Here is a 16,511-nt window from a genome sequence, read left to right as displayed (position 1 = left end):
TGCACTCCGTTCATGGGACCATACCCTCCTCGCACGGTACAAACCGTTTTATATGCCGTTCTGCGATCTCTGCTGCCTCTGCACGTACGGGAAGTGCGACCTGACCAACCACAAGCGGGGCGCATGCGGTATCACGATGCCGGCCCAGCAGTCCCGTATCGTCCTGATCGCGGCATGCATCGGGGCCGCGACCCATATCGGCCACTCGCGGGAACTTTTGAACCACCTGATAGAAACCTCCGGCAGGGACCACCCGATCAATGTCGGGGATGTCGGCGTGGAAGTGGAAGCACCGGTTACCCGGCTGGTCTGCGGGATCCGGCCGAAAACGCTCGGGGACCTTGAACCAGTTCTCGATTACTGTGAGAACCAGGTCACCCAGCTTCTCGCGGTCACCCATACCGGCCAGGAAGGGAGCAGCCTCGACTTCGAGTCCAAGGTTTTCCATGCCGGCATGATCGACCAGCTGGGCATGGAAGTTGCCGATATTGCCCAGATCTCGGTGCTCAATTATCCACGGGCCGATCCAGAGTCTCCGCTGGCTGACCTCGGCCTTGGCACGGTTGATACGAAAAAACCGGTCATCCTCGTCATCGGCCATAACGTTGTGCCGTCAACGGCGATCATTGACTACATTCGTGACCAGGGACTCCAGTCCGAAGTGGAGGTGACCGGTATCTGCTGCACGGCGCTGGACATCACCCGGTACTCCCCGCGGGCAAAGGTTATCGGTCCCATCTCGTGGCAGCTCCGTTATATCCGGAGCGGCATGCCGGATGTCATTGTCATCGATGAGCAGTGCGTCCGCACGGACACTATCCTCGAGGCTGCAAAGGTAAAGTCCCCGCTGATCGCGACAAACGAAAAGAACTGCCTCGGCCTGCCGGACCGGACCCGCGATCCGGTCGACGAGATCGTGAAGGGGTTCGTGGACGGGAGCGTTCCCGCGGCACTCATCCTGGACCCGGAGAAAGCGGGGGAAGTTGCTGTCATGACCGCCCGCTCGGTTGCGCCGAAGCGGAAGAAGCATAGCGCCGAGATCTCAACAGAGGATCTCCAGAAGCTTGCCCGGAAGTGCACCCAGTGCATGCTCTGCCGGCGTGCGTGCCCCAATGACCTGCCGATTGCGCAGGCGATCAAGGCAGCCGCAGGCGGCAACCTGTCCCTTCTGGATGAACTCTACGATGACTGTGTCGGCTGCGGACGATGCGAGTCTGCCTGTACCCAGAAGCTCCCGGTTCATTCCCTCATCCTTGCTGCTACCGATGAAAAGACCCGGTGCGCCTCGTACTGTGTCCGGACCGGCAGGGGGCCGATCCAGGACACCGAGATCCGGAAGGTCGGCGGTCCTATCGTTCTCGGCGAGATCCCCGGTGTCGTTGCATTCGTCGGGTGCGCCAACTTTCCGAAGGGCTCCCGCGAGGTTGCCGAGATGTGCGCAGAGTTTGCACGGCGCCGCTACATTGTCTGCACGTCAGGCTGCTCTGCCATATCCGCCGGCATGTACCGCGACGAAGACGGCAAAACGGTGTATGAGCAGTTCTCCGGCGCATTCGAGGCCGGCGGTATCGTCAATGTCGGGTCGTGCGTTGCAAACGCCCATATCGCCGGGGCCGCGATCAAGATCGCGAGCATCTTTGCCAAGCGACCGCTCCGCGGTAACTATGAGGAGATCGCGGACTATGTCCATAACCGGGTTGGAGCAGTTGGCGTAGCCTGGGGCGCGATGTCCCAGAAGGCAGCCGCGATTGCGGCCGGATTCTGGCGCCTCGGGATACCGGTCGTTGTCGGGCCTCACGGCACGAAATACCGCCGCATGCTCCTTGGCAGGTCCGACCGGAAGGAGGACTGGTACGTGTACGATGCCCGCAGCGGTGAGAAGGTGTACGCCGGCCCCGCGCCTGAACACCTCTTCTTTGCTGCCGAAACAAAGGAGGAGGCAATGGTGATGATCGCAAAACTGGCCATGCGCCCCAATGATACCGGCAAGGGCAGGGCAAACAAGCTGGCCAACTACATCGACCTGCACAAGCGCCTGGTCGGGGGCATTCCGCCCGACGTTCACCTGTTCGTCCGGAACACCGCGGATGTCCCGCTCACCATGAAAGACGAAGTCATCGCGCACCTGAAACACCATGACTGGCAGGAGCAGCCGATCCCGGACCCCACGCTCCTCCCCAGGCTGGTCCACGCGAGGAAGGAGTGAGAGACAATGCCGCTGAACGAGTCATGGCAGACAGCAGAGATCCCCGGGCCAAAGAAGGCCTCGCTCATCATGAAACCGGATATCGCCGATGCAATGATACGGCGGGCAAAACGCCCCATCATGATCGTCGGCCATGGGATCATCGAGTACGATGTTGAACGGCAGAAGCTTATCGATTTCCTTATCGAGCTGGCGCGGAAGGCAAATATCCCCATCGTGACGACCGCCAGCACCAACAGGGAGTTCCTGGATCGGGATTTCCGGCCTGCCGCACTCATGCCGGCAGTCGATATCGCAAACCGCCTGACTGATCCCTCGTGGAAAGGATTCGATGGCAAGGATCCCTATGATCTCGCACTCTTTGTCGGTCTTCCCTATTACATGGAGTGGACCATCCTCTCCGGCCTCAAGCATTTCGCGCCGAACCTCAAGACCATGACGCTTGACTGCGTGTACCAGCCCAATGCCAGCTGGTCGTTCCCGAACAGCACCATCAAGGACTGGATTGTGAACCTCAAGGGCATTGTCGATGGCCTGGGGGACTGAAAGGGGCGTACCATGTTTGAGGAGATACCTGTTGAAGTCGGCCTTGTTCATGAAGGTGAGCGGGTTCGCAAGAACGACATGCAGGTCGAGCTGGGCGGCCCGAACGAACCGGAGAAATGTGAGCTGGTCCGTGTCAGGCCGCTGGATTCGATCACGGATGGCGATATCTCCATTGTCGGCCCCGATATCGGCAGCATGGAAGAGGGAAAGCATTACCCTCTCGGGATCCTTGTAGAAGTTGCGGGTGCCCGGGTTGAACCGGACCTCGAAGGCGTTATCGAGCGCCGGATCCATGAATATTCCAACTACATCGAGGGGTTCATGCACCTCAACCAGCGGTACGATATCTGGATACGCCTCTCGAAAAAGTCGTTCAGGAAAGGACTCAACACCTTCCGCTATATCGGCAAGGTCATGCTCGAACTCTTCCGCAACGAGCTCCCGATCCTCGAGAAGGTCCAGATCACCTTCATCACGGACCCGGAAAAACTGGGACCGCTCTACCGGGAAGCCCTTGCGGCCTACGATGCCCGGGACGCCAGGGCCCGGGGGCTGTCTGACAAGGACGTGGACGTGTTCTATGGCTGCGCGCTCTGCCAGTCCTTCGCTCCCACCCACATCTGTGTCATCACCCCCCAGCGGTACGCCAACTGCGGCGCCATCAGCTGGTTCGACGGGAGGGCTGCTGCCGGTATCGACCCGAAAGGACCCATCTATGCCATTGAGAAAGGCGAATGCATCGACCCGGAGAAAGGAGAATACTCCGGTGTCAACGAGAGCGCGAAGAAGCGGTCCATGGGAGAGATCAGCCGCGTCTTCCTCTACTCGGCATTCGGGTATCCACACACCTCCTGCGGCTGCTTTGAAGGAATAGCATTCTACATACCGGAGGCCGACGGATTCGGGGTTGTCCTCCGGGGATTCCGCGATGTCACGGTCAACGGCCTCCCCTTCTCCACCATGGCGGATTCAACAGCCGGCGGGAGGCAGGTGGACGGTTTCCACGGGATCTCGATCGAGTACATGCGGTCGCCGCAGTTCCTGCACGCTGACGGGGGCTACGACCGGGTCGTCTGGATGCCGGCAGAGACCAAGGAACGTCTGAAGGATTTCATCCCCGCTTCAGTATTCCCGTCCATCGCCACGGAAAAAGATGTAACAAACATCCCCGAACTGAAGGCCTTCCTCGAATCCCGCAACCACCCGGTTGTGCAGCGGTGGACTGCAGCGGAGCAGGCCCCATCTCAACCCGTGGTTGTGTCCGCGGGCGATATCCCCATAACGGCAAACGGGTACCGCATCATCCTGAAGAACGCAAGGATTACTGCCGAAAAAGTGATCATCGTACCGGTCAGGGCGACGGACGACAGCGGGGGTGACCTGCATGGCGCACAGAAAAAATAAGGAACCGGCCCGCAATGGCGGCAACGATATCCTGAAGATCGCCCCGCAGCTCCTCGAGCTCCTGAAGGGTGTGCGTCAGGTCGAGCTCGAGGACTTCTCGATGGAGATCGGCGATCTCGATCTGTTCATCCCATCTTCCGGCATTCCCGCCATGCAGGGTTCTTCGGTGATGCGTCAGGCCGCCCCGCAGAAACCTGACGTGCTGCTTCGCGAATTATACGAGCCCCGGGCCGTCTCCTATCCCGGCAGTGTCCGCGAGGTCGTGCTGGGTGCAACAAAAGCCAGCGGGGGAAGCAGGGGAAAGACCGTGACCATCGGCGGGGCTACCACCCCCGCGTATGCAGACATCCTGATTCCTCCGAAGAACCCGCCTGCAATTTCTCTCGATGTTTTTGACATGAACATCTCCCTTCCCCGGGTACTCCGCGAGCATATTGCGGATGTCATGGACGACCCGGCCGAATGGGCCCGCATGAACGTGAAAAAATTCGGAGCCGATATCATCACGATCCACCTGATGAGCACCGACCCGCTCTTCCGCGATGCTTCGCCCCGGGATGCTGCCCGGACGGTCGAAGAGATCCTTCAGGCGGTCGACGTCCCGCTCATCATCGGCGGCTGTGGTGACCCGAAGAAGGATGCTGCCGTGTTTGCAGAGGTCGCCGCGATGGCTGCCGGGGAGCGCCTGCTCCTGAACTCGGTCACGCTCGACATGGCGGAAGCAAAGACCCTCGGGACCGTAGCGGCAGCCGCCCGCGACCACGGCCATGTTCTGCTTGCGTTTACCGGCCTTGAACTGAACAATGCAAAGGAACTCAACCGGCGGCTCTACGAATTCATCCCCCCGGAACAGATTGTTATGGACCTGACCACGGTCGCACTCGGCTACGGCCTTGAGTACTCCTTCACCATCCACGAGCGTGCACGGTACGCTGCTCTCATGGGCGACACCGAACTTGCCCATCCGGTTATCTCTGCTGCTACGAACGCGTGGGCCGCCCGCGAAGCATGGATGGTCATGGCGCCGGAGTACGGGCCCCGCGAACTCCGCGGGCCTGTCTGGGAGACCTTAAATGCCCTGACCCTCCTGCTTGCGGGCATCGATCTCTTCATGATGATGCACCCGGCATCGGTCCTGACACTCAAGGATGTCATCCACCGGCTCGGCACGCGAAACAACAGGGCCGGCACTGGGCCGGTGGGCGACTGGGTGGGGGCGAGGATATCATGACGGGCGAAACGACCGGTACCGTGCAGAAAAAGAAGAGTATCCGGGAGATCAGCCCGATCGATGTGTACAAGCTGCTTCCCCGGACCAATTGCCAGGAATGCCGCGAGTCCAACTGCATGGCCTTTGCGACCCGCCTTGTCAACGGCGAACTCACGATCCATAACTGCCCCCCCATCTTCGCGGACGAATACGCAGCTGCCCGATCCGATCTTGAGTTTCTCCTCGCGCCGCCGGTACGTGCGGTCACCTTCGGCACGGGCGCGCATACCTGCACCATCGGCGGGAAATACGTGCTGCAGCGTCACGAGTTCACGTATCACAACCCGACCGCGGTAGCAATCGATGTCGATGACCTGATGCCGGAAGAAGACCTGCAGGAGCGGGTCCGGAAGATCGCTGAGTTTACCTACCATTATATCGGCAGGACCCTGAGCCTCAACGCAGTTGCCATACGGTCGGTATCCGGCGATCCGAAAGTATTCGCCGCCACGGTCCGGACCGTTGCCGGTGCTACCGGGCTGCCCCTCATCCTCTGCACCACCAACCCGGTTGTCATGGAAGCAGGCCTTGCCGAGGCAAAGGACCGGCGGCCGCTCATGTACGCTGCCACGGAAAAGAACTGGAAGTCCATGGCCGATCTCGCACTCGCCTACCACGCTCCTCTCGTTGTCCATGCCGGTGGGGATCCCGCGCTCCTGCGCAGCCTTGTCAAAACCCTGAAGGCCTGCGGAATAACTGATATGGTACTCGATCCCGGCACGCTTGCAGAGAATGGACTGTCGGAGACGATCCATACCTTCACCGCGATCCGGGCATCTGCCTGCAGGGATCTCGATGAACTCTTCGGGTATCCCCTGCTGGGAGTGCCGCTCGCGGTCTGGATTGGCGAGGAGATCTCCATGGATGTCCTGAAATGGCGCGAGACGATCACGGCGTCCATGCTCATGTCCCGGTATGCCGACCTGCTTATCATGCACAGCCTTGACGGCTGGGTCCTCCTGCCGCAGCTGATCTGGCGGTTCAGCCTCTACACAGATCCGCGGAAACCGGTCTCGGTGGAAGCGGGCATCCGGACCTTCGGCAACCCCGGCAGGAACTCTCCGGTGCTCATTACGACCAACTACGCGCTCACCTTCTTCACCGTGGAATCCGACATCAAGACCGCCGGCCTTGACTGTTATCTCATTGTTGTTGATACCGGGGGTCTCAGCGTCGAGAGCGCAGTTGCCGGCCGGTATTTCTCTGCCGAATCGATCGTGAAAGCGCTCAAAGAGACTGACGCCACACAGCTGGTGGATCACAAGACCCTCGTCATCCCCGGCCTCGCCGCCCGTCTCAGCGGCGAGACGGAGGAGGCGAGCGGCTGGAGGATCCTTGTGGGGCCGAAGGACTCGTCGGGACTGTCCCAGTACCTCCGGGAACGCTGGCCCCCGAAACCGGCCTGAACCCCCCACCCAACGCGATGCCAGTCATGCCACGCTTACCGACAGAAATTCCCCTATCCGTTTTTAGTGAGGAAGGCCATGCCTGATACAGCCCGTGTCATATTCCATCCAATGGCCCGGATGGCCACTGTCCCGGTAAACACGCCCGTGCTCGAAGCCATCCGTCAGGCCGGGATCCCGTTCGAGAGTGTCTGCGGCGGAAAGGGTGAATGCAACAAGTGCCGGGTGGTCTTCGTCAAAGGATCCTCGACAGCAGGTTCCCCTGCGAGTGTCAAAGGCCTGACCCCGGAAGAGATCGGCCGGCAGTACTGCCGGGCCTGCCAGACCCTGGTCACCGGTGACTGCGAGTTTATCATTCCCGTCGAGAGCCGGATCAGCCAACCCCGGATTCTCGTCTCACACACCGATCTTCATATCGTTCCCGCACCGGTTGTCAGGAAGTATCTCCTCAAACCATCGCCCGGGACCGGCCTCCCCGCCGCACACCGGTCGATTCGTCTCGAAGGGTACACGGGGACACGGCCGCATATGACACGGCAGCAGCACGATGAACTCCTTGCGGCGGACGGCATGGTTACCGTCACAATTACTGCCGCGAGGGGGTACCCCGAAGTGATCCGTATTGAAAGCGGCGATACCCGCGACCGGCTGTACGGTATTGCCGTGGATCTCGGTACAACAACCGTTGCCGGGGCTCTTGTGGACCTCGTCACCGGGAAAAACCTTGCCGGTGCTTCTGCCATGAACCGTCAGATCACGTTCGGCGAGGAACTCCTGACACGAATCACCCACGCCCGAACTCCTGACGGGCGGGAAGATCTCCGGAAAGCCGCGGTTCAGAGCATCAACGAGGTCATCGGGATACTGGCTGCCGCCGCAAACGTGCCTCATGAGGATATTGCAGATGTCTGCATTGCCGGCAACACGGTCATGAGTTATCTCCTTCTCGGGCGGGATACCCGCGGTCTTGATCTGCCGAATCCGGATATTTCCCGCGATCCGGTCATTGTTCCGGCCCGCTCGCTGCAGATCGAAGCCTGTGACGGTGCCTGTGCATGGATCCTGCCGGCAGTCAGCAGATTCGTTGGCGGCGATGCCGTTGGGGACGTGCTTGTCAGCGGCATGCCGGCTTCCCGGGACCTGTCATTCATAATCGATCTCGGGACGAACGGGGAAATCATTCTTGGCAGTGGGGACTGGCTCGCTTCGGTATCCTGCGCATCGGGCCCGGCATTCGAGGGTGCCGGGATCTCCAGCGGGATGCGGGCCATGCAGGGAGCGATCGATCACGTGACGATCGATCCGTCCGGCTGCACGGTCTCCTTCACCACCATCGGCAATACACCCCCCCTCGGGATCTGCGGTTCCGGCATTATCGATGCAGCCGCAGCAATGGTATCGGCGGGTATCCTGGATTTTACCGGGAAACTGGTCGGGTCAAAACCCGGTGTCCGTACCGGCGCGGACGGTCCCGAGTTTCTCCTGGTCTCCCATGAAAAGACCGGGACCGGGCGTGATATCTGTATCACGGCACAGGACATGCTCTACCTCATGGACTCAAAAGCCGCGGTCTGCGGAGCCATCGGCGTGCTCATGAAAAAATACCGTGTCCGTACACGTGATATCCGCCATCTCTTCCTTGCCGGAGCATTCGGGGCATTCTCCGATATGAAGAACATCATTGCATTCGGTATTGTCCCGGATTTCAAAAATGCGGAATACCACTCGGTGGGCAATGGTTCGCTGTCCGGTGCCATGGCCTGTCTCCTGTCGCAGGACATGCGCACACAGGCGCAGGCGATCAGCCGGCAGATGGTATACATCGACCTCCTGATCGACACGGATTTCATCGAGGAGTACACGGCCGCGCTCCACATACCGGGGAAGAAAGAATATTTTTCATGAACCCTCTTTTTCGACTATAGAAAAAAACTATCGTGATACGGAGATGAACAACCGGAACGATGAAAAATGGTAAAACATTCTGAATTGATATGAGTGTTCCCCGCATCAGGGCCGCTCCGCGGCACGGCAGGGCCAGAGCAGGTTCCGGGAAACGCGCGTTGAAGGCCGCCGCGGGAGCGCCCTCGCGGGGGCGGCAGCAGATATTGCAAAGGGGCGGGGGTATGGGGGGATCAGCCCCCATCCATAGTGTATTTAAGCGAAATTTTCATGTGAAATCATTTTTCTCACGACGATACGAAAAGAGCGGTGCCGACACACGCGAGATAATCATCACGAAAAACAGGAAATCCGGAGAACGGAATACAATTACTCAAACAGCCAGCCGAGATCCTGCAGTTCCTCGATATGGGCCAGCTGCTTGTTGATATCGGTCTTTTCGGGGATCTCGATCTTGGCGATGATCTTGTTCGACCCGCCGAAGGTGTCGAGCGTTGCCCCGAGCGCCACGAGATCGCGGAGGATCTCGTCCTGCATCTTCTTACGGTCGCCGTCGCCAAGCTCCGCGACCAGCTGGAACTCGGGGTGCTTGAGGACTGCGGTCTTGTTGATGGTGATGCCGTTATGGCTGTCGACAACGGAATCGAAGGTTTCCCGCCGCATCCGCTGGTTTTCCATGTGCGAGGGGAGGCGGTAACCGCTCCGCAGGGCCACGGCAATCTCGTCAATCTTCGTCACAATCTGGTCGACGACAGTATCGAGAGGTTCGGTGGCGTGTGTGATTGCAAAGAGGTGGAAATCGTCCGTGTAAATCCACTGGATCTCGGTGGTGTTGGCTTTCTTGTAGATCCGTTCGTCAATCTCCCAGTTCCCCTTTTTCAGAGTAAAACCGAGTATCCGTATGTCGGGGTTCTGACGGGCGATGACCGGGAAGATATGGAGGTCATCGATGATGGTCGAGCTGCCATCGCGGAATTCCGTGATGACAAGCTCGAAAAAACGGGTCCTGGGATGGGGGGGTTTCAGGATGACACTGTCAAAGACTTTCCACTTGTATTCCATGATCTGCTGGACTTCGATCTCTTCGTCTACATCGATCAGGTAGGAATGTCTGGTATGGTTCTTGTCCACCTTCTGGTACTGATGGTAGATGATCTCGGTCATTCGTGTCCCCGGGAGAGATGGAACGGCACGATATCCCGCCGTGAAAGGATGATTGTCAGGTGCGTATGGTTCTCCTTTCCCTGAATTATCTTTTTATTCACATTTATATGAGTGCTTTGGTTGGCATGTGGCCGTATAATAAAACGGATTATCCCCTTGTGTCTGGCAGCCGCAACGTATCCGTGAACCGCACTGCCCGTTGCATGGTGCCTGCATTTCTCACGCCAGCAAACGATTATCGGTTTACCTGCACCACCCTGATCAGGAATGGAAAGCGGAACTGACCCGTGGGATATGGAATACCGGCAACGCGGCCGGCTCTGGGGTGGCAGCCCCCCGCCACTCCCCCGGTTGTCGCAATGCAGCCGGGTTCTCGAGCTCGGGTGCGGGGATGGCAGGACGACAGCGGCGCTGGCGCAGGCCGGCTGCCCGGTCACTGCCATTGATATCTCCTCCCGGGCAGCTGCGCTGTGCCGCAGTGCCTGTACGGGGCTGGGGCAAGCCGAGATTCTGGTGGCCAGTACGCTGGCAGCACCGTTCCGTCCCGGATCCTTTGACGTGATCATGGCATCCCACATCGCAGGCCATCTGCCGGTTCCTGATCGGGCATACCTTGCTGACGAAGTATTCCGGCTCCTCGCCCCCCATGGCAGACTGTACTTCCGCGATTTCTCAGTCAGCGATTTCCGGTACGGCCGGGGCACAGAGATCGGGCCAGGCACATTTTTGAGGAAGACGGGGATTGCCACCCATTACTTCACGGCCGGCGAAGTACGGAACCTCTTCTGCGGGCTGGATCTCCTCTCTCTGGAGGAGCACCGGTGGGAGATGCGGATCCGGGGAATCGTGCACCCCCGCGCCGAAATCGCTGCGGTGTTCCGGAAACCGGAATAAAAACTCACTGTCAGCGCCACAAACCCTTTCTAGGTGGTGCAAGTAACCTACCACCAGCAGTGTAATGTATGAAAAAATTCTCCGCCGATATCATTCTGTTTCTGGTTCTTCTCGTCCTGTCTTCCCCAGGTGCGGCCTTTACCTGCCCGTACCAGAACGGATCCGTCCCTGTCCCGACTACATCGTATCCTGACGGCCCGTACGGCTCGATATTTGTGGAAACCTCCCCTCCCGGCGCGATTGTGTATGTGAACGGTATGAACTATGGCCGTTCACCGGCCACCATCACCGGCCTGTTCAAGGGTAACTATGCCATAACGGTCAAGATGCCCGGATTTGAAGACTATTTCACCCAGACCACAATTTCAGGGCCTACCCGGTCATCTGTGTACTGCCCGCTGATCCCGGACAAGTCCGGCAACGGGCTCTACGTCATGTCCACCCCGCCGCGGGCAAACGTGTACGTTGATGAAGTCCTCCGGGGCGAAACGCCGCTTATGCTGGGGAATGCTTCGCCGGGTTCGCACCATGTCGTAGTAAACCTTTCCGGTTACGATGATTGGGAGACAACAGTCGTGGTCCCTGCAACAGGGACCAGAGTTGTTGCAGCTGTCCTCGATGAGAACGACGACAAGATCACCCGCGGGATCAATATCACGACAAAACCCCCGGGTGCAAAGGTTCGGCTCGACAGCGCCGAGAAAGGCGTAACGCCCCTCACGCTGAAAAATATTGCTGAAGGTATCCATATCGTCGAGCTGGAATACCCGGGCTACAAACCCTGGAAATCAACGGTAAATGTCCCGGCAACCGGTCTGAAAGAAGTCTCCGTCAACCTGACGCCCGAACCATCGCATGCGCCCGGGTGGATCACGATCTCTTCGATCCCGGGCAACGCGTCGGTCACCCTTGATGGCGAATATGCCGGCAAGACACCGGTCAACAGCACTCTGAACCTGGACGAGATCTCTCCCGGCGAGCATACGGTTGTTGTCGTCCTCTCCGGCTACCGGTCCCATGTTATCAGAACCACGGTGGTGCCCAACCAGGTCTCCGCGCTGAACGCGACGCTTGAACCCGTCTCCGGCCCCTCTGCCACGGGATCCCTTTATGTAATGTCCGAACCTCCCGGTGCAATGGTCTTTGTCGATAACCAGTCCGTGGGGACAACGCCTTTCACCGCCGATATCATCGCTACCGGGAACCATGAGATTACGCTCCGGCTGGATGGGTACGAGGATTTTTCCCTCAGTGTTCTTGTGGGGGCGGGCACGCAACGGAACGTGACTGCTACGCTCCTGCCGGTCACCCGCAGCCTGCATACCTCGCTTCCCCCGGCAATCGTTATCATGGCCCTGTGCATCCTTGGCATCTGCTTCCGCCGGCTCCGCCGCTGAACTCCGGTCCAGCCTCCTTTTCAGCGGGAAACGGCCTGCAGCTATGTTATCGGCAAGGCCTTCAGGGATACCTTTTTGATCATCCGTTGTTCCAGGCAGTCTTTATTTTTCCCCCGGCCCCTTTTTAAGACAATACGTGTAACGATCATCCGGAGAAGATATCCATGAAGAACGTTATGCTGCCATGCATCCTGATAAGTGTCCTCTTCCTTGTCATGCTACCGGTAACCGGCGAAATGATTGGCGGGGGCGAGGGATGGATCCGGGTTGACTGCAACGTCGACGGTGCCGCGGTCAGTTTCAACGGGGAGTACAAGGGCGTCACAAGCGGGGGATCGCTGACGGTCCCGGTATATACCACCGCAACACCGTATTCTGCCATCACGGTCTCAAAATCCGGATACACGACCTACAGCGGGGGGCTCACGATGCCTACTGAAGGGCAGACGGTCACGGTCTATGCCACGCTGAACCCGATCTATTCCCCGACTACCTCACCACCCGTCCGCACCGGATCCATATCGGTAGAATCCTCGCCGGCCGGTGCCGATATCTACCTTGACGGGAGCTACCGCGGGCGGGCACCGCTCACGATATCCGGTCTGTGGCCGGGCGACTATACAGTCTCGGCGGAGATGAGCGGGTACCGGACATTCACAACAACAACCTCCATATCCCCGGATACCCACTCGTCGGTCTATTGCCCGCTGTCGCCCATCAGCTCGAGCGGCGCGCTCTACATCCTTTCAACCCCATCCGATGCGACGGTGATGCTGGACGGTATGTACAAAGGCAGGACCCCGCTTACCATCAGCAATGTTGCGGCAGGCACCCATCTCCTGCAGCTGGATTCCCCCAACTATTATGACTGGAAATCCACAGTCGAGGTCCCCGAAGGCGGTACGCGGACGGTATCGGCAACCCTCAACCCGATGCCTTCGAGTTCGACCGGCTGGATCTACGTATCGTCGAGTCCGGGCGGCGCATCAGTAACGCTTGACGGCAACGCGGTCGGCCAGACCCCGTCCAGCGGTTCCCTGAAACTGAATAGCGTTGCTGCCGGGGACCATACGGTTGTACTTGACCGCGCCGGGTATAAACGGTACACTGTAAGGACCAGCGTATCCCCCAACACGGTCTCCGAAGTGAGCGCGGTCATGGTTCCGGAGAGCGCCCCCTCCGGGACCGGATCCCTGTCCGTCTCATCCAGCCCGTCCGGTGCAAATATCCTTGTCGACAACAACTTCATCGGAATCTCGCCGCTCACCGCCCACGATATCGCTGTGGGCGAGCATCTCGTAACGTTCCGGATGGACGGGTACCAGGATTATTCCACCAGTGCCCTTGTCAATGCGGGAACCACCAGCACGGTCTCCGCGGCCCTGCTCCCGGTCACTCCTGCGCCGAAATCCCCGGCGTTCGTGCTGACCGTGCTCCTTGCTCTCGGGATACTCGGGTTTATTGTCTCGGGAAAACCGGAATAACCTTTTTTGCCGGCCACTGCCGGTTATCCACGATCTGCATCTTCTTTTTGATCTCTGACCGGTATGACAGACTTTGAAGATTTTTATCCGCCTCCAGGAAAAAAGAAAATTTCCGTGATTATGTCCCGGATATCCTCCCGGGATCATTGTTTCCCTCTGTTGTAAATCTAACAACAATATTCAATTGTATTGCGATGGGGCCACGGGCGCTCGCCGCCACATCCGTGCTTGCCCCGTGGAACATGGCTTTGGAAAGAAAAGTATGTGAAGTATTTTTTCAGGCGCGGGGTGTCAAGAGGGCCTGCTCCCTTGGGTTTATTGGGCAGTCATCAGACTGTGAAATCGAAAGATGCGAAGCATCTTCGCTGCCACTCCTCCGGGGTCCGGCCACAGGGTGGCCGCAGAAGAACCAGTCCGCTTTCTTCGACGAGAGAGGGGGCACCCTCACAAAAACCGTTGACAACGGTACACGATGATTTCTGATGAGCCATTATTTCGATGTACCTGCGTGATCCGCATTCCCGTCATCAGGGCTGGAAAAAGAGAGGGCCCTTACCGGCACTCGTCGCCGGTATCTTCATCTTCGGGGGCGGGATGAGGTGCGGGGGCTGTGTCATCTCCCTTCGTGTCACGCGGGGAGGTGTCCGGAGTTCCTGGCTGCATTGTAGTATTATCCGCACCGGTATTTGCTGCCAGTGCAGCACCGGCCGTTGCCGGTTTTGGTGTCTCCGTTGCACTTTCTGTGGGAGCGGGTTCACCGGCCGCTGCAACGACCCCCGGTGTTCCTGCACCGGCAGCAGCGATGTTCCCGTTTACTCCCATTGGCGGAGTCTCCGCAGTCTTTGTTTTTGCAGCCACAGCGGCATCGTCAAGGATGGTGATCGGGATAGGTTTCCGTGCATCCGCAGCAGTGGTGCCGTTGTTCCGTGCAGTCCTGCTCTTCCGTGTGCCCTTCTCCTTCTCGATCCAGAAGAAATATCCTCCGATGCACAGGACAAGGATGCCAATCAGGATGATGGCGAAGGGGAGCAGGGAGGAGGTGGAAGAATCTTCAACGGGTGCTGCGGCCGGGGAGGAGACATGGGTGAGGACAACCATGATGTTGGTGGTCTTTCCGGGATTGACCAGCACGCTCTTGGTCACCGTTGCATACCCGTCTTTGGAAAATTCCATAAGGTGGGTACCGGCAGTAATACCGCGGAAGAGCGCCGGCGATTCCCCGATATAGTGACGGTCAAGCGAGACCTTCACGTTCTGCGGCGATGAACTGACGTTGATTGCACCTGTTTCCCCGGTTGTCACGGTGGCGGCCGGGTTCCCGGTGACACCCTGTGACTGGAGTGCCTGTGCCAGTACCTGTGCTTCTGCCTCTGCCCGGGCCTCGGCTTCTGCCTGGAGCCTTGCGACCTTTACCGGGTCTTCAACCGTGTGGAAGACAGCCGGCAGGACATCAACATTGGTATACTGCTTCCGGAAATTATCGGGAAAGGTAAGGGAGATTGTTGACGGGGAAAAGTCCGCGGTCACCGCACCGCTGAGGGCGGAGTTCTTCAGAGCAGCCTGGGCCTTCTTGAAATCCATTGTTGCGGTCCGGTATTCCTTTCCTGTCGGGACATCGGAGGTATCGGCAAAATGCTTCAGCAGCAGAACCGCAGTCGACCGGTCCATGGATTTCAGTTCCGGGGGTTCCGGGCCTGTAGAGAGTCCCCTGGTCAGTTCCTCTTCAAGGATGGACTGGGGTATGGCATTCTCGATGAGGCCCTCGAGCGTAAAGCGGAACGTGGCAAGCCCGTCGCCATTTTCCTGGACCGTGATTTCGAGTGAATCAGCGGTGAACGCCGGTACAGGCATAACCATGAAAAAACTCAGGCATGCAAGAAACAGGCAGCAGAGGATGACTGATTTCGTGTACGACATAAGAAATATCATTCCCGGATCAGTTATCTGGTATCCTAGTACTCAGCACTCATCAAGGATAATCTTTCAGGGTACGGTATCCCTTCCCATGACCACTTGGCAGTCCCTCACATATCCCGTACGGGTATCTAGGTTGATATACATACCAAGCGAAATATTTTCTGGCAGTCATGATCGATTCGCTTGTACCCATTTTCCTGCATCTTGACCAGAACATGGCGGCAGTCGTCCAGGAGTACGGCGTCTGGACGTACTTCATCCTGTTCTTCATCATCTTCTTCGAGACGGGTTTTGTCATCTTCCCGTTCCTGCCGGGCGATTCACTGCTCTTTGTCGGGGGTGCTGCAGCAGCGGGCGGCCTGCTCGACATCCGGTGGCTCCTTATCGCGATCATCCTCGGGGCTGTCATTGGCGACACGGTCAACTACTGGATCGGCAATTACGTGGGGCTCCACCTCTTCATGGAACGGTTCCCGACCATCGTGAAGAAGGAGTATATCGACCGCACCTACGCGTTCTACGAGAAGTATGGCGGTGCAACGATCTTTGTTGCGCGGTTTGTCCCGCTCGTCCGCACCTTTGCCCCCTTCCTCGCGGGCGTCGGCACCATGCATTACCGGCGTTTCCTCTTTTACAATGCCCTCGGTGGCATCTGCTGGACGCTCGCGCTCGTGATCGGAGGGTACTATTTCGGCACACTTACGGTCGTACAGGAGAATATGAGCTGGCTGATCGTGGGAGTCATCCTGCTCACGGGCGGCACGCTTCTGTGGATATTCTACAACATTGTGAAGGCGTGGTGGGGCCGTCGCACGCATAAACCGGCCGAGTGACGGCTTGGGGAAAAAACTGGAGAAATTTTTGGATTAACGCTCTTGGGGCTCTGTTTTTTTTTAAAAACAGGATTTCTGAAAAAACCGG

General features: G+C 58.4%; 12 protein-coding genes. 10 read left to right on the top strand and 2 right to left on the bottom strand.

The genetic code is table 11. From position 1 onward, the window contains the following. The 6 genes from cdhA to A4E33_RS02525 form a co-directional block, all read left to right on the top strand. Positions 1-2,206, top strand: a 2,206-nt coding sequence (gene cdhA / locus A4E33_RS02550; RefSeq protein ID WP_292346102.1) for a CO dehydrogenase/acetyl-CoA synthase complex subunit alpha, incomplete at its 5' end; no start/stop codon positions are given. 6 nt (positions 2,207-2,212) lie between these two features. Then, on the top strand, positions 2,213-2,752 hold the full coding sequence (gene cdhB / locus A4E33_RS02545; RefSeq protein WP_292346101.1) for a CO dehydrogenase/acetyl-CoA synthase complex subunit epsilon: 540 nt from the start codon (positions 2,213-2,215) through the stop codon (positions 2,750-2,752). Positions 2,753-2,764: 12 nt separating this feature from the next. Continuing rightward, on the top strand, positions 2,765-4,156 hold the full coding sequence (gene cdhC / locus A4E33_RS02540) for a CO dehydrogenase/CO-methylating acetyl-CoA synthase complex subunit beta (RefSeq protein ID WP_292346099.1): 1,392 nt from the start codon (positions 2,765-2,767) through the stop codon (positions 4,154-4,156). After that, positions 4,137-5,387, top strand: a complete 1,251-nt coding sequence (gene cdhD, locus A4E33_RS02535) for a CO dehydrogenase/acetyl-CoA synthase subunit delta (RefSeq protein WP_292346097.1) — start codon at positions 4,137-4,139, stop codon at positions 5,385-5,387. Before cdhC ends, cdhD begins: the two co-directional genes overlap by 20 nt. Further along, on the top strand, positions 5,384-6,832 hold the full coding sequence (acsC, locus tag A4E33_RS02530; RefSeq protein WP_292346095.1) for an acetyl-CoA decarbonylase/synthase complex subunit gamma: 1,449 nt from the start codon (positions 5,384-5,386) through the stop codon (positions 6,830-6,832). Before cdhD ends, acsC begins: the two co-directional genes overlap by 4 nt. 78 nt (positions 6,833-6,910) lie before the next feature. After that, positions 6,911-8,737, top strand: coding sequence for an ASKHA domain-containing protein (locus A4E33_RS02525; protein ID WP_292346093.1), 1,827 nt, complete (start codon positions 6,911-6,913; stop codon positions 8,735-8,737). A gap of 366 nt (positions 8,738-9,103) precedes the next feature. Here A4E33_RS02525 and A4E33_RS02520 read toward each other — a convergent pair whose 3' ends face one another. Then, positions 9,104-9,898, bottom strand: a complete 795-nt coding sequence (locus tag A4E33_RS02520; protein ID WP_292346091.1) for a hypothetical protein — start codon at positions 9,896-9,898, stop codon at positions 9,104-9,106. Between the two features lie 267 nt (positions 9,899-10,165). Here A4E33_RS02520 and A4E33_RS02515 point away from each other — a divergent pair, with 267 nt between their 5' ends. From A4E33_RS02515 to A4E33_RS02505, 3 genes are all read left to right on the top strand, one after another. Continuing rightward, the gene (locus A4E33_RS02515; protein WP_292346090.1) at positions 10,166-10,792 is read left to right on the top strand and encodes a bifunctional 2-polyprenyl-6-hydroxyphenol methylase/3-demethylubiquinol 3-O-methyltransferase UbiG; all 627 of its coding nucleotides are present in this window, start codon (positions 10,166-10,168) and stop codon (positions 10,790-10,792) included. A 68-nt stretch (positions 10,793-10,860) separates the two neighbouring features. After that, positions 10,861-12,189 (top strand): PEGA domain-containing protein, encoded by a 1,329-nt coding sequence (locus A4E33_RS02510; RefSeq protein WP_292346088.1) that lies wholly within the window; start codon positions 10,861-10,863, stop codon positions 12,187-12,189. A gap of 164 nt (positions 12,190-12,353) precedes the next feature. After that, positions 12,354-13,673 (top strand): PEGA domain-containing protein, encoded by a 1,320-nt coding sequence (locus A4E33_RS02505; RefSeq protein WP_292346086.1) that lies wholly within the window; start codon positions 12,354-12,356, stop codon positions 13,671-13,673. Positions 13,674-14,225: 552 nt separating this feature from the next. Here A4E33_RS02505 and A4E33_RS02500 read toward each other — a convergent pair. Then, positions 14,226-15,590, bottom strand: a complete 1,365-nt coding sequence (locus tag A4E33_RS02500; protein ID WP_292346084.1) for a PEGA domain-containing protein — start codon at positions 15,588-15,590, stop codon at positions 14,226-14,228. 170 nt (positions 15,591-15,760) lie between these two features. On the opposite strand from A4E33_RS02500, the gene A4E33_RS02495 reads away from it, so the two are divergent. Next, positions 15,761-16,423 (top strand): VTT domain-containing protein, encoded by a 663-nt coding sequence (locus tag A4E33_RS02495; protein WP_292346082.1) that lies wholly within the window; start codon positions 15,761-15,763, stop codon positions 16,421-16,423. Positions 16,424-16,511: the final 88 nt, after the last annotated feature.

The sequence above is a fragment of the Methanoregula sp. PtaB.Bin085 genome, from assembly GCF_002067035.1.
Lineage (GTDB): Archaea > Halobacteriota > Methanomicrobia > Methanomicrobiales > Methanospirillaceae > Methanoregula.
The sequence above is the reverse complement of the archived record's forward strand: the minus strand, read 5'-3'. Positions and strand labels throughout refer to the sequence as shown.

Excerpts from the sequence above, each read along its gene's own strand:
- cdhD (WP_292346097.1), top strand. The coding sequence starts at position 4,137 with ATGGCGCACAGAAAAAATAAGGAACCGGCCCGCAATGGCGGCAACGAT.
- A4E33_RS02525 (WP_292346093.1), top strand. The coding sequence starts at position 6,911 with ATGCCTGATACAGCCCGTGTCATATTCCATCCAATGGCCCGGATGGCC.
- A4E33_RS02500 (WP_292346084.1), bottom strand. The coding sequence starts at position 15,590 with ATGTCGTACACGAAATCAGTCATCCTCTGCTGCCTGTTTCTTGCATGC.
- A4E33_RS02520 (WP_292346091.1), bottom strand. The coding sequence starts at position 9,898 with ATGACCGAGATCATCTACCATCAGTACCAGAAGGTGGACAAGAACCAT.
- A4E33_RS02495 (WP_292346082.1), top strand. The coding sequence starts at position 15,761 with ATGATCGATTCGCTTGTACCCATTTTCCTGCATCTTGACCAGAACATG.
- A4E33_RS02515 (WP_292346090.1), top strand. The coding sequence starts at position 10,166 with ATGGAAAGCGGAACTGACCCGTGGGATATGGAATACCGGCAACGCGGC.
- acsC (WP_292346095.1), top strand. The coding sequence starts at position 5,384 with ATGACGGGCGAAACGACCGGTACCGTGCAGAAAAAGAAGAGTATCCGG.
- cdhC (WP_292346099.1), top strand. The coding sequence starts at position 2,765 with ATGTTTGAGGAGATACCTGTTGAAGTCGGCCTTGTTCATGAAGGTGAG.
- A4E33_RS02505 (WP_292346086.1), top strand. The coding sequence starts at position 12,354 with ATGAAGAACGTTATGCTGCCATGCATCCTGATAAGTGTCCTCTTCCTT.
- A4E33_RS02510 (WP_292346088.1), top strand. The coding sequence starts at position 10,861 with ATGAAAAAATTCTCCGCCGATATCATTCTGTTTCTGGTTCTTCTCGTC.
- cdhB (WP_292346101.1), top strand. The coding sequence starts at position 2,213 with ATGCCGCTGAACGAGTCATGGCAGACAGCAGAGATCCCCGGGCCAAAG.